Origin of the sequence: Phenylobacterium sp. (assembly GCF_035276905.1) — a bacterium.
GTDB lineage: Bacteria > Pseudomonadota > Alphaproteobacteria > Caulobacterales > Caulobacteraceae > Phenylobacterium.
In genome coordinates this window covers 1-18178 of record NZ_DATELG010000220.1, presented here as the reverse complement: position 1 = coordinate 18178, position 18178 = coordinate 1, and the positions used below count along the sequence as shown (strand labels likewise).

General features: G+C 69.3%; 20 protein-coding genes. 13 read left to right on the top strand and 7 right to left on the bottom strand.

The window, feature by feature from the left end; all coding sequences use genetic code 11:
• Positions 1-65: 65 nt before the first annotated feature.
• The gene (locus VJS38_RS10380) at positions 66-398 is read right to left on the bottom strand and encodes a hypothetical protein (RefSeq protein ID WP_324088072.1); all 333 of its coding nucleotides are present in this window, start codon (positions 396-398) and stop codon (positions 66-68) included.
• A 176-nt stretch (positions 399-574) separates the two neighbouring features.
• Between VJS38_RS10380 and VJS38_RS10375 the strand changes: the two genes are divergently transcribed.
• Complete coding sequence (locus tag VJS38_RS10375) at positions 575-799, top strand: DUF1289 domain-containing protein (protein ID WP_324088071.1); 225 nt, start codon at positions 575-577, stop codon at positions 797-799.
• A 6-nt stretch (positions 800-805) separates the two neighbouring features.
• Here VJS38_RS10375 and VJS38_RS10370 read toward each other — a convergent pair whose 3' ends face one another.
• Positions 806-3175 carry an arylsulfatase gene (locus VJS38_RS10370; protein WP_324088070.1) on the bottom strand — a complete coding sequence of 790 codons (2370 nt, stop codon included), beginning with the start codon at positions 3173-3175 and terminating at the stop codon, positions 806-808.
• A 205-nt stretch (positions 3176-3380) separates the two neighbouring features.
• On the opposite strand from VJS38_RS10370, the gene VJS38_RS10365 reads away from it, so the two are divergent.
• Both VJS38_RS10365 and VJS38_RS10360 read left to right on the top strand, forming a co-directional pair.
• The gene (locus VJS38_RS10365) at positions 3381-3695 is read left to right on the top strand and encodes a hypothetical protein (RefSeq protein WP_324088069.1); all 315 of its coding nucleotides are present in this window, start codon (positions 3381-3383) and stop codon (positions 3693-3695) included.
• Between the two features lie 101 nt (positions 3696-3796).
• Positions 3797-4318, top strand: a complete 522-nt coding sequence (locus VJS38_RS10360) for a TIGR02281 family clan AA aspartic protease (RefSeq protein WP_324088084.1) — start codon at positions 3797-3799, stop codon at positions 4316-4318.
• On the opposite strand, the gene dusA is transcribed toward VJS38_RS10360, so the two are convergent.
• A complete protein-coding gene (gene dusA, locus VJS38_RS10355; RefSeq protein WP_324088083.1) occupies positions 4262-5308 on the bottom strand; it encodes a tRNA dihydrouridine(20/20a) synthase DusA in 1047 nt (348 codons plus the stop codon). The two genes, VJS38_RS10360 and dusA, sit on opposite strands and share 57 nt — an antisense overlap.
• Before the next feature lie 95 nt (positions 5309-5403).
• Here dusA and VJS38_RS10350 point away from each other — a divergent pair, with 95 nt between their 5' ends.
• The 4 genes from VJS38_RS10350 (at position 5404) to VJS38_RS10335 (ending at position 8168) form a co-directional block, all read left to right on the top strand.
• Positions 5404-6186 carry a site-specific integrase gene (locus VJS38_RS10350; RefSeq protein WP_324088068.1) on the top strand — a complete coding sequence of 261 codons (783 nt, stop codon included), beginning with the start codon at positions 5404-5406 and terminating at the stop codon, positions 6184-6186.
• 97 nt (positions 6187-6283) lie between these two features.
• Complete coding sequence (locus VJS38_RS10345; protein WP_324088067.1) at positions 6284-6790, top strand: hypothetical protein; 507 nt, start codon at positions 6284-6286, stop codon at positions 6788-6790.
• 140 nt (positions 6791-6930) lie between these two features.
• Positions 6931-7308 (top strand): PRC-barrel domain-containing protein, encoded by a 378-nt coding sequence (locus VJS38_RS10340; RefSeq protein ID WP_324088066.1) that lies wholly within the window; start codon positions 6931-6933, stop codon positions 7306-7308.
• Positions 7309-7400: 92 nt separating this feature from the next.
• Complete coding sequence (locus tag VJS38_RS10335; RefSeq protein WP_324088065.1) at positions 7401-8168, top strand: SDR family NAD(P)-dependent oxidoreductase; 768 nt, start codon at positions 7401-7403, stop codon at positions 8166-8168.
• A gap of 1 nt (position 8169) precedes the next feature.
• Here VJS38_RS10335 and VJS38_RS10330 read toward each other — a convergent pair whose 3' ends face one another.
• Positions 8170-9060, bottom strand: coding sequence for a helix-turn-helix domain-containing protein (locus VJS38_RS10330; RefSeq protein ID WP_324088064.1), 891 nt, complete (start codon positions 9058-9060; stop codon positions 8170-8172).
• A 104-nt stretch (positions 9061-9164) separates the two neighbouring features.
• Here VJS38_RS10330 and VJS38_RS10325 point away from each other — a divergent pair, with 104 nt between their 5' ends.
• The 4 genes from VJS38_RS10325 (at position 9165) to VJS38_RS10310 (ending at position 14115) form a co-directional block, all read left to right on the top strand.
• The gene (locus tag VJS38_RS10325) at positions 9165-10223 is read left to right on the top strand and encodes an aromatic ring-hydroxylating dioxygenase subunit alpha (protein WP_324088063.1); all 1059 of its coding nucleotides are present in this window, start codon (positions 9165-9167) and stop codon (positions 10221-10223) included.
• A gap of 208 nt (positions 10224-10431) precedes the next feature.
• Complete coding sequence (locus VJS38_RS10320; RefSeq protein ID WP_324088062.1) at positions 10432-10635, top strand: hypothetical protein; 204 nt, start codon at positions 10432-10434, stop codon at positions 10633-10635.
• A 216-nt stretch (positions 10636-10851) separates the two neighbouring features.
• Positions 10852-11289 carry a CBS domain-containing protein gene (locus VJS38_RS10315; protein WP_324088061.1) on the top strand — a complete coding sequence of 146 codons (438 nt, stop codon included), beginning with the start codon at positions 10852-10854 and terminating at the stop codon, positions 11287-11289.
• 519 nt (positions 11290-11808) lie between these two features.
• Positions 11809-14115 carry a glycosyltransferase gene (locus VJS38_RS10310; RefSeq protein ID WP_324088060.1) on the top strand — a complete coding sequence of 769 codons (2307 nt, stop codon included), beginning with the start codon at positions 11809-11811 and terminating at the stop codon, positions 14113-14115.
• A 23-nt stretch (positions 14116-14138) separates the two neighbouring features.
• Here VJS38_RS10310 and VJS38_RS10305 read toward each other — a convergent pair whose 3' ends face one another.
• The 3 genes from VJS38_RS10305 to VJS38_RS10295 all read right to left on the bottom strand — a co-directional run bounded on the left by VJS38_RS10305 (position 14139) and on the right by VJS38_RS10295 (position 17239).
• Complete coding sequence (locus VJS38_RS10305; protein ID WP_324088059.1) at positions 14139-14351, bottom strand: hypothetical protein; 213 nt, start codon at positions 14349-14351, stop codon at positions 14139-14141.
• Positions 14352-14508: 157 nt separating this feature from the next.
• Complete coding sequence (locus VJS38_RS10300) at positions 14509-15933, bottom strand: sensor histidine kinase (protein ID WP_324088058.1); 1425 nt, start codon at positions 15931-15933, stop codon at positions 14509-14511.
• A 109-nt stretch (positions 15934-16042) separates the two neighbouring features.
• Complete coding sequence (locus VJS38_RS10295; RefSeq protein WP_414692433.1) at positions 16043-17239, bottom strand: NAD(P)/FAD-dependent oxidoreductase; 1197 nt, start codon at positions 17237-17239, stop codon at positions 16043-16045.
• A 171-nt stretch (positions 17240-17410) separates the two neighbouring features.
• On the opposite strand from VJS38_RS10295, the gene VJS38_RS10290 reads away from it, so the two are divergent.
• On the top strand, positions 17411-17725 hold the full coding sequence (locus tag VJS38_RS10290) for a hypothetical protein (protein ID WP_324088056.1): 315 nt from the start codon (positions 17411-17413) through the stop codon (positions 17723-17725).
• A 107-nt stretch (positions 17726-17832) separates the two neighbouring features.
• Positions 17833-18178: hypothetical protein (locus VJS38_RS10285; protein ID WP_414692432.1), on the top strand; the 346-nt coding region annotated here is incomplete at its 3' end.

Below are 18178 nucleotides of genomic sequence, written 5' to 3'. Positions count from 1 at the left end.
GACGCGCCGGCTGGGGGAGGCCGGCGCGTAGAGGCGGGGGTCTAGCTCGGGGAGGAAAACGCGGGTCAGCCGGCCGAGGCGCCGGTGGAGGCCGAGGCGTAGGCCGCGCAGGGGCCGGAAAGCTCGGCCTGCAGCCGGTCCTTGCCGTCGGCGCCGCGCGCCTCGCGCTTGGCGCGGTCGAACTCTTCGTCCGCCCGGGCGAGGATCGCCGGCGAGCGGCCGCCGGCCGCATGCTTCAGGTAGCTGTTGATGGCCGAGGCGTCGACGCCCAGGCCGACGGCGAGGCCGCGGCAGCGGCTGGCCTTCAGGTAATCCACGTCCGTGGCGGGCTGCGCGACAGCCAAGCTGGCGGCGGAGGCCAAGCTGAGGGAAGCGAGGGTGACAGCGGCGACGTTCATCAGATCTCTCCAGGCTCAGTGTCCGTCTGTCCATAATCTGCAACCTATCCAATATATTCTCAAATGAATTGGCGGTAATGAACCTATATCGACATTAAATCTGAGAAATACCGAACACCGTTCAGATCACAGATAAACATCTTGTAATCTTCCGGGACCGAAGGCATGCACCGCCGATGCCTCAGCCCGGCCCGCCCCGGCCCATCAAGAGCCCTTGCGTCCAGGTCTGCTCCGTCGATCCCGAGAGCGGCCTCTGCCTCGGCTGCTTCCGCTCATTGGCCGAGATCGCCGACTGGATCCGGCTGACCGACGCCGGGCGCGAGGCGGTGATGAGCGACCTTCCGCACCGCCGCGGCCGGATCCCGCCCGAGAAGCTCGGGCCGGCGAATGGTGTGGGCTGAGCGCGCCTACTGCCGCGCCATCGCCGCCTTGAGATAGGCCTTGGCGGCTTCCTCCTTGTCCTCGATCGGCTTGCCGGAGATGTCGATCAGGGCCTTCTTCACCATGCCCGAAAAGGCGAACGGCGAGTGGTACTCGTCGTCCATGACCGGCGCCCCGGCGTCCGCGCCGATGCAGACCCCGGCAGCCAGGCCCAGCGTGAGCGGAATGGTCACCGGCAGGTCGCCCTCGCCGACCGGCCGGCCGTCGACATAGAGCCTGATATTGGCGGGCGCGCCCTTGCCGTGAGCGACGTCCGGCTTGCCGGTCGGGGTGAACTCGAAGCTGAAGACGTGGTCGCCCTCGGGGATCGGGCTGTCGGCGATCACCTTGAAGCGCTGGTCGGCGACATAGTTGTAGCCGTAGGTCAGCTTGCCGTCCTTGACGTAGAAGCTGAAGCCGCCGTCGCAGCCGCCCATCGACATCAGGGCGCCCTCGGCCCCGCCCTTCGGCACGTTGGCGTGCACCGACACCCGATGCGGCACGTTCACCAGCCGCGGCGCGGCGTTCAGCGGCACCGTCTGGGTGCCGGGATAGTAGACGTACCTGTCGCGGCCGACCGCGATCTCCGGACGCTCGTCGGCGAAGCGCAGCGTGCCGCGGCTGTCGATCGGCAGCACATTGTACTTGCCGGCCTCGACGTACCACATGCCGATCATGGCGATGAGCCGCTCGCGCTCCTGATCGGCGAGATTGATGGTCTCGCAGAAGTCTTCCTTCAGGTTGTAGAGTTCCCACCCCTTCGCATCGAGCTCGGTCAGCAGGTCGTAGTCGATCGGCGCGCCGAACTGGCGGCCGGACTCGCTGAAAGAGGTCCCCGGCCATGGGCACACCGCGCGCCAGCCGTCGTGATAGAGCGACCGGTGGCCCAGCATCTCGAAGTATTGGGTGACGTGCAGCGCCGGCGCCTGGGGATCGTCAAATGACGACTTCAGGCTGAGGCCCTGGATCGGTGACTGGGTGACGCCGCGGATCTGGGGCGGCGCATCGATCCCCAGCGCGTCGAGCACGGTGGGGACCATGTCGATGGCGTGGGCGTACTGGGTGCGGACCTCGCCCTTGGCCTTGATGCCCTTCGGCCAGCAGACGATGAACGGATCGGCGGTTCCACCGCGGTAGGTCTCGCGCTTCCAGCGCCGGAACGGCGTGTTGCCGGCGTGCGTCCAGCCCCAGGCGTAGTGGTTGAAGTACTTGGGCCCGCCCAGGTCGTCGATCGCGGCCAGGTTCTGCTGCAAGTTCTCGGGCACGTTGTTGAAGAACTTGCCCTCGTTGACCGAGCCGGTCGGGCCGCCCTCGGGGCTGGCGCCGTTGTCGGAGATCAGCATGATCAGGGTGTTCTCGTACTCGCCCATCTCCTTCAGAAAGCCGATCAGTTCGCCGACGTGGTGGTCGGTGTGCTCCAGGAAGCCGGCGAACACCTCCATCATCCTGGCGTAGAGCCTGCGCTCGTCCGCCGGCAGCTTGTCCCAGTCCTGCACGTCGGGGTCATGGCGCGAGAGCTTTGCGCCTGCCGGCACGATCCCCAGCTCCTTCTGCCGGGCGAACACCTTCTGGCGATAGGCGTCCCAGCCGTCGTCGAACTGGCCCTTGTAACGGTCGGCCCATTCCTTCGGCACATGGTGCGGCGCGTGCATGGCGCCGGGGCAGAAGTAGAGGAAGAACGGCTTGTCCGGCGCGACCTGCTTGGCGTCGGCGATCATCGCCTTGGCCTTCTCCACCAGGTCCGGCGTCAGGTGATAGCCCTCCTCGGGCGTCTTCTCGGGCTCGGTCTGCGAGTTGTCGCGGACGAGCTCCGGATAGTACTGATGGGTGTCCCCGCCCAGGAAGCCGTAGTACCGCTCGAAGCCGCGGCCCAGCGGCCAGCGGTCATAGGGCCCCGCGGCCGAGTTCGCCTCCGCCGGCGTCAGGTGCCACTTGCCGAGGGCGTAGGTGCTGTAGCCGTGCTGCAGCAGGATCTCCGACAAGAAGCCGTTCTCGAAGGGGATGTAGCCGTCGCTCCCGGGATAGCCGGTCGAGCCCTCGGTGATGCACGCCATGCCGTTGGAGTGGTGGTTGCGGCCGGTCAGGATGCAGGACCGCGACGGCGAGCAGAGCGCGGTGGTGTGCATGTTGTTGAACCGCAGGCCGTCGGCGGCCAGGGCGTCCAGGTGCGGCGTCCGGATCGGGCTGCCGTAGCAGCCGAGGTGACCGAAGCCGGTGTCGTCGAGGACGATGAAAAGGACGTTGGGCGAGCCGGCGCGCGCCCGATTGGGCTTGGGCCACGCGGGCTTGGAGACGTCGAAGGTGCGGCCGATGACGCCGGGGAAGGCTTGGCCGGGCGAGTATTCTGTTAGGGGCATGAGGAGGCTCCGCGCGCTCGAAAGCCCCAAGACCATGCGCGCCCCTGTCCCGAAGACCATCGGGTGCATTCCGGGGCCATCCTCCGGAGCCAACGGGGACCTTGCGCTGCGCCAGCTTCACTTGGCCGCAGCAGCCTTCGGGCCAAATGCTCGTTAGGTTCGGTTGGATTTTGGCAAAGGGCGCCCCGGCCAGGAGGCGCAAGGCTTGACGAGGCGTAGCTTCAGCTTGTGCGATTTCACCTCCGGCGACATCGTCGAATGCATCGATGACACGCCCAGCCGCCCCGAGAGCCAGATCATGCCAGTGCTTGGGACGCTCTACACCATAACCAGCATCCGCGCGGTCGGGGACGGCCAGAGCGTGCGCCTGAACGAGCTGACGCCGAGCTGCTATCTCGGCGGGGTCTGCGCCTGCGGCGACTGCGGCTGGGACGCCGGCCGCTTCCGCAAGGTCTATCGTCCGTCCAAGGATTTGCTGGTCCAGCTCGCGGCGAACCTGCGATGCGTCGAGATCGCCTGACCGGGCCTCTATTCACGGCTTGCAAAGGACCCCGCGCCTAAGGTTCGCGCGACAAGGAGCCCAGACGGGCTGCGGCGGGTGGAGAAGCCTGGGTGGCCGACATGTTCCGGCTGGCGATGGTCGCGGTGGTGGCGTCCGTTTCGGCGATGGGCTCCGCCGAGGCCGTCGTTCGTCTGGCCGACCACCAGCGCCCCGCCGCCCTGCGTGCGGCGACCGTGGAGCTCCCCTCCACGACCGCCGGGTCCCTGCCGCCCCGCCAGGGCGGGGCGGTGATGAAGGCCAGCGACGGCCACTTCTGGGCCGACGGCGAGGTCAACGGCGCGCGCGTGCGCTTCCTGGTCGACACCGGCGCCACCGCGGTCGCGCTGACGCCCGCGGACGCCCGGCGGCTCGGCATCGACCTGGCCAGCCTGCACTACGGCTCCAGCGTGGTGACCGCCGGCGGCAAGGCGCGGGCCGCCTCGGTGAAGCTGGCCGCGGTCAGCGTCGCCGGCGCCAGGCTTGAGGACGTCGACGCGCTGGTGATCGAGAAGGGGCTCGACGCCTCGCTGCTGGGAATGAGCTATCTAGGCCGCCTCTCCAGCTTCCAGGCCACCCGCCAGGCGCTGTTCCTGCGGCCCTGACCCGGCCACCGCCGCCAGCGCGCGGTCGATCACCTCCAGGCCCGCGCCCGGCTTGACCCCCTCCACCGTCAGGATCCGCCGCCAGGCGCGCGCGCCCGGCTGGCCATGGAACAGCCCCAGCATGTGGCGCGTCATCGCCGCCAGATGGGTCCCGCGGGCAAGCTCCCGCGCGACGTAAGCGCGGTAGCGCTCGACCGCCTCGGCGGCGTCCACCGCCGGCCCCGCCTCGCCGAAGATCCGCCGGTCGACGTCGCCCAACAGCCCCGGCGTGTGATAGGCGGCGCGGCCGAGCATGACGCCGTCGATGTGCTGCAGGTGCCGCTCGGCCTCGTCGAGGTCGGCGATCCCGCCGTTGATGTCGATGGTCAGCTGCGGCCGCTCGCGCTTCAGCCGCCAGACCAGCGGATAGTCGAGCGGCGGCACGTCCCGGTTCTCCTTCGGCGACAGCCCCTTCAGCCAGGCCTTGCGCGCGTGGACGATGAACCGGCGCACGCCCGCCTGGGCGCAAAGGTCCACGAGCGTGAAGAGGCTCTCCTCCGGGTCCTGGTCGTCGACGCCGGTGCGGCACTTCACCGTGGCCGGGACCTTCACCGCCGCGACGATCGCGGCCATGCACTCGGCGACCAGCTCCGGCTCGCGCATCAGGCAGGCGCCGAAGCGGCCGGACTGCACCCGGTCGGAGGGACAGCCGACGTTGAGGTTGATCTCCCGGTAGCCCTGCGCCTCGCCGATCCGCGCAGCCGCCGCCAGATCCGCCGGCTCCGAGCCCCCCAGCTGTAGCGCCACCGGATGCTCGCCTGCATCGAAGGCCAGCAGCCGCTCGCGGTCCCCGTGCAGCACGGCCCCGGTCGTCAGCATCTCGGTGTAGAGCAGCGCGCGCGACGACAGTTGCCGGTGCAGCATCCGGCAATGCCGATCCGTCCAGTCCATCATCGGTGCAATAGAAAATCTATTGGCTTGAAATTGCGGCACTTTTCTCGTAACTTCAATGAGTTGATGCAAGACTGAATTACGCGATTTTACGCCATGACGCGCAGTTTTACTCGTACCTACGACGCCTCATTGCACACCGAGCGCACACGAAAATGGCCTCTTTCACCAAGCTCGCGTCCGGCTCCTGGCGTGCCCAGGTGCGCCACAAGGGTCGTTATGTAAGCGAGAGCTTCCAAAGACGCGAGGACGCCCGCCGCTGGGCCACCGATATGGAGGGCCGCATCGACCGCGGCGAACTGCCGACGTCGGCGCGCGCTCGCGGCATCGCCACCTTCGAAGACCTGGTCGACCTGCACGTCGCCGACATGAGCGAGGTCGGCAAGGCGCCCGGCCGCTCGAAGGACGCGACGCTGCTCATGCTCAAGCGCGAACTCGGCAAGCTCATCGCCCACTTCGACGGCAACCCGCGCCAGCTGATCCCGATGGGCAGGATCATCAAGTTCGCGGTGGCCACCGCCATGCGCCAGGAGGAGATCTGCCGCGTCACCTGGAGCGACCTTAACGAGCGCACCAAAATGCTGACGATCCGCGACCGCAAGGACCCGCGCGAGAAGAAGGGCAACGACCAGCGCATCCCGCTGCTGGCCGTCTCCGGCTACGACGCCCTGGCGCTGATCGAGGAGCAGCGGTCGATCCGCAGCAACGAGGACGACTGCATCTTCCCCTGCAACCACAAGTCCGTGAGCAACGTCTTCACCCGCGCCTGCCAGGTCCTGCGCATCGAGGACCTGCACTTCCACGACCTGCGCCACGAAGGCGCCAGCCGCCTGTTCGAAGCCGGCTTCCGCATCGAACAGGTCTCGCTCGTCACCGGCCACAAGGACTGGAAGATGCTGCGCCGCTATCCCACGCCACGGCGCGAAACGAACATGTGACCGGCAGCCCGGCCAATACGCCTGTTTCGGAAACTTGCGCCTTGGAACAAAACACGTACAACAGCCCTTACCGAACGGGATCGTGGAGCGGCGGCGCGTGGAAACCGAGGACAGCGGCGGCGCGGCGTTGGACCCCAGCTTCTTCAATGGCCGTCTGCTCATTGAGATTCTGGCTTGGGATTGGACGCTTCACGTCGGCCTGAGCCACAAGCACACCCCACGCAAGGACAGATTCCAAGGCGGCTTGGACCTGGTGCGCTCGATCGAGCTGGAGGGCCGCATTCTCGCGCCCCAGGAACATCGAGGACACGACGTGCGCGTCCACTTCTCGCCCGTCGGCCCGCGAATGCGGTTCGGCCGGCGTGGATTGGATCGCGTGGGCTGGTTCTACCTGCCGCGTTCCGCCCCCGAACAGCGAGGCTACAGCGCAAGCCTCTTGCTGCCGGAGTCGGACCTTACTTTGCTCGCCGTCGCCCTGAGCTCGACGACCAAGTACTTGCACCTCTGGACGTTCGACCTCGATATCGATCAGGCCAACGTCAGCGATTACGGACTCTCATCGACGATCGCAGACAAGGTGAAACCCTGGGCGGGCGCAGAATAGTTCGAGGCGTTGCCTTAGCGCGGCTTTCTCCACCGCCGGATCGGCGGCTCGCCGGGGCGCCAATCGCGTGAAAGTGTTTGTCCTCAAGGCGCGCGCGACGCGGCCGGATGCGTTCAGCGGGTCCAACCAGGAGACCGCACATGACCGAACCCAAAGCTCCGCTCTCGACCGATGAAACCTACGACCTCATCGCGTCTGACAAGGTCGAGGGCACAGCTGTTTACAACCAGGAAGGCGAGAAACTCGGAAGCATCCATAATCTGATGGTGGACAAGCGATCAGGCCAAGTCGAATACGCCGTGCTGCAGTTCGGCGGCATGCTCGGCGTCGGCAGCGATTACTATCCCTTGCCCTGGGAAGCGCTCACCTACGACGTCGACCAGAAAGGTTATGTCGTGGCGCTCGACAAGGACGCCATCAAGAACGCGCCGCATTACGCCGATGACGAGCCTCGGTTCGACCGCGACTACGGGCAGCAGGTCTACGGCGCCTACGGAATGACCTATCCGGCGGCCTAAGCGCTGGTCGCCGTCCCTCCGGCTGCGGCGCGCGCTGCAGCCGGAGGCCTTGCGGATCGTTTGCAGGGACGACCCGCCCGGCAAGGACCGTCATGGCGCGCATCTTCATCACCGGCAGCACCGAGGGACTGGGCCGCGGCACGGCGGAGACCCTGTTGGCGCAAGGCCACGACGTCGTCCTCCACGCCCGTTCGCAGGACCGGGCCGCAGCGGTGGCGGACCTTGCCTGGGGGGCGGCGGGCGTCGCGATCGGCGACCTCGCCGGCGCCGCGGACGTTCGCCGGATCGCCGATCAGGTCAATGCGGTCGGGCGGATGGATGCGGTGATCCACAACGCCGGCGTCTACCTCGAGCCGAGCCGGCGGCCGACGCCCGAGGGTCACGCGACCACCTTGGCCGTCAATACGCTCGCGCCGTACATGCTGACGGCGCTCATCGAGCGGCCGCGCCGGCTGATCTACCTGAGCAGCGGCCTGCATCGCGGCGGCGAGGGCTCGCTGCGCGACATCGACTGGGTCGAGCGGCGGTGGGATGCGGCGCGCGCCTATGCCGAGAGCAAGCTGCAGGTGGCGGCGCTCGCCGTCGCGCTCGGCCGGCGCTGGCCGGACGTGCTGAGCAACGCCGTCGATCCCGGCTGGGCGCGGACCAGGATGGGCGGGCCCAGAGCCCCGGTCGATCTTCAGACGGGCCAGCGGACCCAAGCCTGGCTGGCGGTCAGCGACGAGGCCGCCGCCGCCGTCAGCGGCGGCTACTGGCGCGACATGCGCCAGGCGGCGCCGGCCGCCGAAGTCACCGACGCCGCCTTCCAGGACCGGCTCGTGGCCAAGCTTGGCGAGCTGACCGGCGTGGCGCTGGCCTGACTCAGGCCCGCAGGCGCCGGGCGATCTGTTCCCGTCGCCAGGCGGCGGGCGATCGGCCCGCCTCGGCCTGGAAGAAGCGGCCGAAATGCGCCGGATCGTCGAACCCCAGGGCGAAGCCCACCTCGCCGACGGTCACCTTGGAGAACAGCAGCAGCCGCTTGGCCTCGTCGACCAGGCGCTCGCGCAGCATCTCCGACGGAGACCGGCCCAGCGCGGCCTTGGTCGCGGTGTTCAGGAGATAGGGCGTGGTCCCGAGCGCCTCGACGTACTGCGCGATCGACCAGCGCGCCCGCAGCTTCTCCTCGACCAGGGCCAGGAAGGCCGAGACGAGGGCCTGCTGCGGCGAGGCCAGCGTCTGCGCCGACCGGTGCTCCAAAAGCCGCGCCGCGGAGATGAGGATCAGCCGCACATAGCAAGCGAGCGCCGCATCGCCGTGGGCGCCGGGAAACCTGTACTCCTCCTCCACCGCCGAAAAGAGAGCGTCGAAGCGCCGGGCGGCCTCCGGCGAGAGCGGCACGACCGCCGGCCGGCGCCACAGCGCCCAGAGCGCGTCCTCCTCCCCGCCCAGCACGACGGAGGAAAAGCCCATTGCGATGCTGACGACGACGGCGTCCGACGGCGGCTCGATGTCGAAGCCGTGCACCACGCCCGCGGGCATCAAGGTCAGGGCGTCGGCCGCCAGCTCGATGCCTTCGCCGTCCAACAGGTAGACGCCGCGCGCCTGACGCCACAGGCTGATCTGATTGAGGTGCGGATGGCTGTGCAGCTCCACATGGCCATCGTGCAGATGCGCCCGGTCGAGCACCCGCTCGACGTGCACGAACTGGCCATCGGCCTCGCGGGCGGGGACGCCGTAGATGTAGTAGAACGGCGGCTGTGTCATCGCGCCCATCCCGGCGCTCGTTTTGCGAAATGGCCAAGGGTTTTGACCGGCCGACATTTCCTCCCGTTACGCCGCGCGCCACTCTTGCGCAAATTTTCAAGGGAGGTCGCAGCATGTTTCTGCGCAACGCCTGGTACGCCGGCGCATGGGGCCACGAGGTCGAGGGCGACAAGCTGCTGCCGCGCAAGCTGCTCGGCGATGCGGTCGTCTTCTACCGCAAGAGCGACGGCTCGGCCGCCGTGCTGAGGGATCGCTGCAGCCACCGCTTCGCGCCGCTGTCGATCGGGCGCAAGGAAGGCGACTGCGTCCGCTGCATGTACCACGGCCTCGTGTTCGACGCCGACGGCGTGTGCGTCGAGGAGCCCGGCAAGTCGCGTCCGTCGCCGAACCTCGACATCCGCGCCTACCCGGTCGTCGAGCGCTGGAAGCTGATCTGGGTCTGGATGGGCGATCCGGCGCTGGCCGACCCGGATCTCGTTCCGGACTGCCACTTCCAGGACGACCCGGCGTGGGCCTCGATCCCGGCCTACATCCACTACGACGCCGACTACCGGCTGATCCTCGACAACCTCATGGACTTCTCGCACCTGACGTTCGTCCACGAGAACACGCTGGGCGGTTCGGCGACGATCGCGGCGACGCGGCCGAAGATCGAGCAGACGGACGGCGGCGTCAGGATCACGCGCTGGTACCCCGGCGAGCCGGAGATCGCGCCCTATCTTCGGGGGGTCGAGACCTTCCAGGGGCCCATCGACCGCTGGAACATCTATGAGCTGCAGATCGCGGGCAATGTGTTCCTGATGGATTCCGGCAGCGCCCCGGCCGGCACGGGCGCTCCGGAGGGGGTGCGCGTGCCGCAGGCGATGCAGTTCCGCGCCACCCAGATCGTCACGCCCGAGGACGAGCACCACTCCCACTTCTTCTGGACCTACGCGCACAACTTCGACATCTCGAACGCCGACCTCACCCGCAAGCTCGCGGCCCGGCTCACGACCGGCTTCCAGGAAGACAAGGACATGATCGAGGCCCAGCAGAAGGTGATCGACGAGTACGGCGAGGATGGCATGGGCTACATCTTCGCCGACAACGGCCTGGCGCTGTTCCGGCGGCTGCTGCGGGCGCGGATCGACGCCGAGCAAGGCCAGGCTCCGAAGCTGGCCGCCGCAGGCTGAGGCCTGTCCCGCAGCGCTGGTGCGCGCCGATCACGACTTCGCGCCCTCCTGCCGGCGTCGTGGTCTCGGTCGGCGCGCGCCCCAGGCCTAGATATTCAAGCTCAAGAAATTCATCGATTCCGCAGATCGAGCCCCCTTGTGCGGCCGCGGGTTTGTGACATCATTTGCCTCAATCGAGTGAAACAACTCGGATGGGGAGGTTGCGCGCATGCCCAAGCATGGCGATGCGGTCGAGTTGGCGGCGAATACCGGCGTGCTCGGTCATGTCGGACGCGCGCTGCTGCAGGTCGCCGACTGGTATGCCGGATGCTCGACGTATTACCCGCTGGAGCGCCCTGCGCCCGACGTGGCGCGCGACGGGCGGGAGCGCCCGGACGCCGGATCTAGGCACGACCTGACGCGCCGCGGCTGACGGAGGCGCGCGCATCGGGCGCGCGGCGGCCTCCACCTTGTCGAGACGAACAGATTGCTCGGCTTCACCACCAGCCGCTCGTAGGCGAGATGCGCGCGTCGGCGCCGCCGCGCCGACGCGGCGTCCACCGGAACGAGGTGCGGCGGCGCCCGTTCTCCGCGCGCAGCCTGCGCGTCGGGCCGGCGCGGCGGGCTCCTCAGCCAAGGAGGATGCGAGATGCGTGTGAGCGAATGCATGACGCGCGACGTCACGATCGCCAGCCCCCAGGAATCCATCTGCGAGGCGGCGAAGATGATGGCCGACTGCGACTCCGGCATGTTGCCGGTGGGCGAGAACGACCGCCTGGTGGGGATCATCACCGACCGCGACATCGCCGTGCGCGGGGTCGCCGAAGGCAAGTCCCCCGAGACCAGGATCCGCGACGTCATGAGCAACGAGGTCCGGTACTGCTACGAGGACGAGGACGTCTCGGCGGTCCTTCGCAACATGGGCGAACTGCAGGTGCGGCGACTGCCGGTGCTGAGCCGCGAGAAGCGGCTGGTCGGCGTCGTCTCGCTGAGCGACCTGGCGCAAGGGGGCGCGGCGATGCCGGCAGGCGAAGCGCTCAGCGACATCGCCCGGCCGGGGGGCGAGCACTCGCAAATCCGGCACTGACACGAAGCCGGCGCTGACCACGAAGCCGGCGCTGACCATGAAGAAAGGCCGGGGCCAGCGCCCCGGCCTCCGCCCGGCTTGGAAGCACGGCTTGCCAAGGTCGCCGCAGGCGAACGCCGCGCTCCTCGGCGCCCGGCCGATGCCCTACCCGAATCCGTAGAGCAGCGGGCGGGACGCCGGCCGAGACCTGAAAGCGACGTCGGGCGACAGAATCGATCCCGGAGCGGCCGGCGTCACGATCCCGTCGCATTTCGTCCGCTCGATGACTTGGCGGGCATTTGACTGCGCGAAAGCCTTCTCCTGATGGCAGCCGGAGAAATTTTTTGCGTCTGAGCAACATTTGAGGGAGCCCGGCGAGAACCGCCTGCCAATCTCAAGCAATTGCAGGTGAAATTTCTCGATGACGACCGGAATTACTGTGCAAGCGAGGGTCCAAGCGAGACAAACCGCCTCTAGGTTAAAGCGCTTCGCCGGGTTTTTCGTTGCCATTGGAAAGGCGCCGCGTAACAGAAAACGAACATGGCTTCGAAGCTTGGTGTGATCATCGAACAGCAGGCGGTTCCCAAGGGGGCCGCGCCGGGCGCCGGCGCAGTTGCGCCTGCGGCGGCCGGGCGCGCGTTCGCATCGGCCGAGCGGGCCGAAGGGCGGCTCGGCCGGGCTTTCGCGCAGGCGTCCGCCCCGCGTCCCGTCCTCCTCGCCGCGCTGTTCTACCGCCACGCCGAGCTGGCCCGCCAGCTGGGCGCCTCGCTGCTGCGCTGCGCCGAGGAGCTGCGCGCGATCGACGCCGAGGTGCTGTTCGTCAACGATTCGCCGGACGATTCGGAGCTCGCGGCCGCGCTGGAGGAGCTGACGGCGAAGATCGGCTCGGCCTTCACCTGGCGCGTGCAGAACAATCCGCGGAACCTGGGCTTCGTGGGCTCCTGCAACCGGGTGATCGCCGAGGCGGTCGGCCGCGGGATGGACCTGCTGCTGCTGAATTCAGACACCGTGGTCGTCCCCGGCGCCTTCAGGGAAATGGTCCGCGTGAGCCGGCTGGACCCGATGATCGGCTTCGTCAATCCGCGGTCGAACAATGCGACCCTGGCCACCCTGCCCTACCAGGACCGGTTCCGCGACGCCTCGGCGATCGAGGCCGAGGCGGGCTGGCGCCAGCTTTCCCCGCTGCTGCCCGAGCTCAGCTACGTGCCGACCGCGGTCGGGTTCTGCCTGCTGATCCGCTGGGGCATCCTGGCCGAGTTCGGCGGTTTCGACGAGATCTACGGCCGCGGCTACAACGAAGAGAACGACCTCATCATGCGCGCCGGGCGGCGCGGCTATCGCGCCGTGCTGGCCAACCACGCCTTCGTCTGGCACGAGGGCCACACCTCGTTCGGACGCAGCCCGGAAGCCCTGGCCCTGGAGGCCCGCAACCGCGAGATCCTGGTCGCCCGGTATCCCGAATACGATCGCCTCGCCGACGACTATTTCGACTCCGCCGAACAGCGGGCCGAGCTGCTGCTGGGCGCGCTCCTGCCGGACTCCGACGGCCGCATCGACGTGGCGCTGGATTTCTCCACCTTCACCACGGCGCACAACGGCACCATGATCGCCGGGGAGCAGCTGCTGGCCGCGGCCGCCGAACTCTGGGGCGACCGCTACCGCCTGCACGTGCTGGCCAGCCCCGAGGTCTACGACTTCCACGGCTACGCCCGTTACGGAGCGCCGCGCTGCGACCCGCACGGTCCGGAAGTGTTCGCGGCGGTATTCCGGGTCGGCCAGCCCTTCGACTGGAACACGCTGGAGCGCCTGATCATGAAGGCCGCCACCATCGGCGTCTTCATGCTCGACACGATCTCCCTGGATTGCGCCCAGCTCACCAGCCAGAAGCTCTCACGCTACTGGACCTTCGTGCTCGAGCATCTCGACCTGCTAGCGGTGACCTCGGAGCTGACCGGGGCGCAGATCGAGCGGCGCCTTCCGATCGGCGCGGACGTGAAGCGCGCCCGCAGCCTGCACTCGCTCGACCTCGCCGACTACGAGCTGCCCCTCGACGGCGCCGCGGCCCCGGCGCCGCCCGGCTTCGTCTTCGTGGTCGGCAACCACTTCTGGCACAAGGAGGTGGCCGCCACGGTCAACGCCCTGGCCGAGGCCGATCCGGACCGCACGGTCGTGGTGCTGGCCGGTCCCAGCGAGGAGCCGGAGCCGGTCGACGAGGGCCTCTACGCCCCGACCGGCATCAGGGCTTATCCGAACGTCCTGCGGCTGCGGGCCGGCGAGCTGAGCCACGAGGAGATCGGCGCGGTCTATCGCGACGCCTCGGCCATCGTCTTCCCCAGCCACTACGAGGGCTTCGGCATTCCGCTGCTGAACGCGCTCGCGGCCAAGAAGCCGGTGCTGATCCGCCCCCTGCCGGTCTTCGCCGAGATGGTGAACTGGATCGGCGAGGACCCGAACATCCACGTCTTCGAGACCACCGCCGACCTGGTCGAGAGGCTGGACCAGCCGCTGGGCTGGCGCGAGCATGGCGCCGTGGCCGGACGCGCCGGCGACGCCCGCCGCGCGGCCGAGGACGTCGGCGAGGCGCTGGATCGGATGGTCGCCGGCGCGAGCTACGTGCGCATCGCCCGCCGCATCCGAGCTTTCAAGACCCTGCGCGACTTCTCATCGATCCAACCGGCCCCCGAGCCGCCGCCGGGCGATTCGAAGACCTTTATCGCCGCCTCGATCGGCCATTCGATCGAGGCGATCGCGCGGCGCCTGCTGGACGTTCCGGGCATCCTGGACCTCAGCCGAGCCTGCTATCGGGCCCTGCGCCGTCTGAGCGGAGCGCCGGCGCCGCCCGCCTGACCGTCGAGTGCTGTGCTCCCGCGTCAGCGCCAGAGCCCGAAGCCCAGGAGGACGACCAGGACGATCAGGTCGCTGACCGACCACGGGCCGCTTCGCGCCGCGATGATGGCCAGTCCCAGCCAGGCGACCGAGAGCTGCGCGCTCTTCCTCAGGAAATAGCTGTCGCGCCACGCCCGGGTCAGCACACGCAATCCGCTCTCGGACTTGCCCTTCTCCGGGGTTTGTCTCGACTCCACGGCCCCTCGCTTTCCACACGACCCGACGATTCCAGATCATCGTCCGCGCGACGCCCGCAGTCCGTCCGAATTCCGACAATCAGTCAAGAATTCCGGCGCTGACGATTAACCGTAAGCGAAAGTTGGTGCGGCGCAGGCGTCGGCTCGGGCCTGCATCTCAAGCCCCTTGCGGCAGCAGGCCCACCACCCGGCAGACCAGCCCCGACGGTTCGAAGTCCAGCTTCACCTCGCCGTGCAGCTCGCGCGAGAGGCTGCGCTCGATCAGCCGCGAGCCGAAGCCGCGCCGGATGGGCGGAACCACCGGCGGGCCGCCGCTTTCGCGCCATTCCAGCTCGAGCCGGCGCGTGCCCGGCCGGTCGCGGACGCGCCAGCGCACCCCCACGTGGCCGGTCTCCTCCGAAAGCGCGCCGTACTTGACCGCATTGGTCGCCAGCTCGTGCATGGCCAGCGCCAGCGACAGCGCCCCGTTGGGCGACAGCCACAGCTCGGGCCCGTCCAGCGCCAGCCGGTTCGACGCACGGTCCATGTGCGGCGCCATGGTGCGCTGGATCACCTCGCGCAGCGAGGCGCCGGACCAGCGCTCGCGGGTGATGATCTCGTAGGCCCAGGCGAGCGCCATCAGCCGTTCCTCGAAGTCGCGAGCCGGACCGCGCAGCTCGGGCGAGCCCAGGCTCTGGCGGGCCACGGACTGCACCGTGGCCAACATGTTCTTGACCCGGTGATTGAGCTCGTGGACCAGCAACTGCTGGCGCTCTTCCGAGCGCTTGCGGTGCGTCACCTCGGCGCGCAGCCGCTCGTCGGCCCGCTTGGTCTCGGTGATGTCCACGGTCACCCCGCTGATCCGCGTCGGCGTCCCGCCCTCGTCGCGCTCGGTGACCGCGCAGTCGATGCGCATCCAATGCTGCGCGCCGTCGGCGCCGACCACCTCCAGCTCGAACGAGGCCGACCCCGCGGCCTCAAGGGTCTTGATCGCCCGGTCGAACGCGCGCCGCCCGGCCTTCGGCATCACTCGGCGCCAATCGTCGATCTCCTCGTCGTCGGTCCAGGCCGGCGGGAGGCTGGCGAGCTCGCGCGCGGCCGCCAGGTCGAGCCAGCGCAGCGAGCGGCCCCAGCGCCACTCCCAGCTCGCCGCATGCGCCGCGGTGTGCGCCAGCCGCAGGCTGCGGTTCGCGGCCAGCAGGCGCTGCTCCTTGCGCCGGATCGCCCGCTCGCTCCGTTCGCGGTCGGTGACGTCGCGCAGCAGGAAGGCGACGCCGGGGGACAGCGGCAGGCTGCGGATCTCGATCCACCCGTCCGGGCGGCGCGGACGCTCGACCACGAACTCGACTGCGGTCTCGTCCACCAGGGCGCGGCGCAGGTGCAGCTGCAGGAGTTCGCCGTCGAGCTGGTCGATCAGCTCGACGACCGTCGCGCCCAGCACGGCGCGCCCCTCGCAGCCGAGCAGCTCTCGGGCATGGTCGGTGCAGGCGACGACCTGGCCATCCTCCACAGCGAGGACGCCTTCGTCATTCCGCCCGCGCAGCAACGCGCGACCGATCCGTTGATCCAGGGGATCGACCGGACGCGCAGATGTATCCGGCATGAAGCGGCACTCACCGTTCACGCCCCCCGCCGATGTGATCGAAACACAGCACAGGTTAAACGTCACCTTATTGTGGAGCCGGCTCAGCCCGCAGGGCCGAAAGTGGCGTCTACATCACAGCGCCCACGGCCAGCCGGGCCAGCACGCCCTTCGCCGCCGCCGCCCCGGTGGCGAAGCAGGCCTGCAGCAGATAGCCGCCGGTCGGCGCTTCCCAATCCAGCATTTCGCCGGCGACGAAGACACCCGGCAGCGCCTTGAGCATCAGGCGCTCGTCCACCGCCGACCAGGCGATCCCACCGGCGGATGAGATGGCCCGCTCCAGGCCGCGGGGCGCCGTCAGCACCACCGGCACGTGCTTGATGGCATGGGCGAGATCCACCGGGACCGCACCGCCGGCGGCTTCGCGGATCAGGTTCACCGCCACCGGCGGAAGGCCGGCGGTCTTGCGCAGAAAGTTCGCCAGCGACTGGCCGCCACGCGGGCGCGAGAGCCTGCGGGCGAGCGCGTCCTCGGCGAGGTCCGGGCGCAGGTCGAGCTCCAGCACCGCCGTGCCCTCGCGGGCGATGGCGTCGCGCAAGGGGGCCGAGAGCGCATAGATCCCGCCGCCCTCCAGGCCGTAGTCGGTGACCACCGCCTCGCCGCGAAGCCTGCGGCCTTCGAAGCTCAGCGCCAGGGGCTTCAGCGGCGCGCCGGCGAACCGCGCGCGGAAAGGCTCGCTCCAGTCCGCGACGAAGCCGCAGTTGGCCGGGCGGAACGGCGCGACCGCGACGCCCCGCGCCTTCAGCAGCTCGGCCCAGGCGCCGGTCGAGCCGAGCTTGGGCCAGCTCGCTCCCCCCAGCGCCAGCACCACCGCGTCGGGGCGCGCCGGCGGCAGGTCGCGGAACACCAGCGCGCCCGCTTCGTCCCAGCCCAGCCACTCGGCCCGCGGCCGCAGGTTCACCCCTTGCTCGGTCAGCCTCCTCAGCCAGGCGCGCAGCAGCGGCGAGGCCTTGAGCGCCCTGGGGAACACCCGGCCGCTGCTGCCGACGAAGGTCGGCTGTCCCAGCCCGTCGGCCCAGGCGACCAGGGCCTCGGGCGGGAAGGCGTCCAGACAGGGCCCGATCCGCGCACCGGCCTCGCCGTAACGGCTCTTGAAGCGCGCGAAAGGCTCGGAGTGCGTCAGGTTCAGGCCGCCGCGGCCGGCGATCAGCAACTTGCGCCCGAAGGTCGGCATGCGCTCGTAGACAGTGACGCCGCAGCCGGCGGCGCTCAGCGCCTCGGCCGCGATCAGCCCCGCCGGCCCGCCGCCGATGACGGCGACGCTCAAACCTTCCCGACCACCCACGACGTTCCGACCGGGCCCTTCAGCGAAAGGCGGGACGTCTCAGATTGCGCGCCGCGGGGCAAGAGGGGGCCGGATCGGCAGGAGGAGCGGAACCGAGTGTGGCAGGAGGAGCTAAGTAGGATGATCCGCCGTCCACGCAGCAGGATGACCGTCATGCGGCTTGCGGTCCTGGCCTTCGTCAGCGTCCTTCTAGCGGCTCCCGCGGCCCTGGCGGCGCCGACCTGCAACGACCTGCAGGGCCGCACGGTCCGCTGCGGGACCGCCGGCGCCATGCCAGTCGGTTGGAAGCCCGCGCCGGACATCCTGGCGGCGCAAGAGGCCGAGCCACAGCCGGCGCCGCTCAGCGAGACCCAGATCTTCGGCATCGTCTGCTTCATCGGCGGCCTGCTGGCGCTCTTCACCGTCCTGCCCGACTTCGAGGACGGCCAGGGAGGCGGCTGGGACCGGCAGGAGGATGACGAGGCTTAGGCGGTCGGCCTTCACCTCGCGCACGCGTTTACCGGGGCTTCGCACATGCCGGCGGAAGATGCGGCAGGGAACGCAGGACGCGTTCACATGTGCTGGACAGCGTGCCCATGGCTCTGACTTCACCCCGGACCGAGGTCCTCTCGGACGACGCCGCGCGGGCCGCCGCGCCGGTGATCCAGGGCTTGGAACAGGCCCGTTCGGTCATCGAGCAGCGCTTCCTCGCGGCCGGCGAGGTGCTGGCGCTCGCGGTCGACGGCGTCGGCCGGCTGATCGGCGCCCTCGACGAGCTGGCCGGCGCGCTCGATCCGGCCACTGTGGCCGCAACCCGCGCCGAGCTGAGCGTCGCGGCCCGCAGCCTGCTGGGCCTGCGCGAGCGGCTGAACGAGCGCCGCGAGGGCGCCCGCGGGCTGACCCGCCTGGTCGCGGCGCTGAGCGGCGGCATCGAGGACATGC

Bases quoted from the DNA above. Each gene is read 5' to 3' on its own strand.
- VJS38_RS10380 (WP_324088072.1), bottom strand. From the start codon at position 398: ATGAACGTCGCCGCTGTCACCCTCGCTTCCCTCAGCTTGGCCTCCGCC.
- VJS38_RS10375 (WP_324088071.1), top strand. From the start codon at position 575: ATGCCTCAGCCCGGCCCGCCCCGGCCCATCAAGAGCCCTTGCGTCCAG.
- VJS38_RS10370 (WP_324088070.1), bottom strand. From the start codon at position 3,175: ATGCCCCTAACAGAATACTCGCCCGGCCAAGCCTTCCCCGGCGTCATC.
- VJS38_RS10360 (WP_324088084.1), top strand. From the start codon at position 3,797: ATGTTCCGGCTGGCGATGGTCGCGGTGGTGGCGTCCGTTTCGGCGATG.
- VJS38_RS10350 (WP_324088068.1), top strand. From the start codon at position 5,404: ATGGCCTCTTTCACCAAGCTCGCGTCCGGCTCCTGGCGTGCCCAGGTG.
- VJS38_RS10340 (WP_324088066.1), top strand. From the start codon at position 6,931: ATGACCGAACCCAAAGCTCCGCTCTCGACCGATGAAACCTACGACCTC.
- VJS38_RS10335 (WP_324088065.1), top strand. From the start codon at position 7,401: ATGGCGCGCATCTTCATCACCGGCAGCACCGAGGGACTGGGCCGCGGC.
- VJS38_RS10330 (WP_324088064.1), bottom strand. From the start codon at position 9,060: ATGGGCGCGATGACACAGCCGCCGTTCTACTACATCTACGGCGTCCCC.
- VJS38_RS10325 (WP_324088063.1), top strand. From the start codon at position 9,165: ATGTTTCTGCGCAACGCCTGGTACGCCGGCGCATGGGGCCACGAGGTC.
- VJS38_RS10320 (WP_324088062.1), top strand. From the start codon at position 10,432: ATGCCCAAGCATGGCGATGCGGTCGAGTTGGCGGCGAATACCGGCGTG.
- VJS38_RS10315 (WP_324088061.1), top strand. From the start codon at position 10,852: ATGCGTGTGAGCGAATGCATGACGCGCGACGTCACGATCGCCAGCCCC.
- VJS38_RS10310 (WP_324088060.1), top strand. From the start codon at position 11,809: ATGGCTTCGAAGCTTGGTGTGATCATCGAACAGCAGGCGGTTCCCAAG.
- VJS38_RS10300 (WP_324088058.1), bottom strand. From the start codon at position 15,933: ATGCCGGATACATCTGCGCGTCCGGTCGATCCCCTGGATCAACGGATC.
- VJS38_RS10290 (WP_324088056.1), top strand. From the start codon at position 17,411: ATGCGGCTTGCGGTCCTGGCCTTCGTCAGCGTCCTTCTAGCGGCTCCC.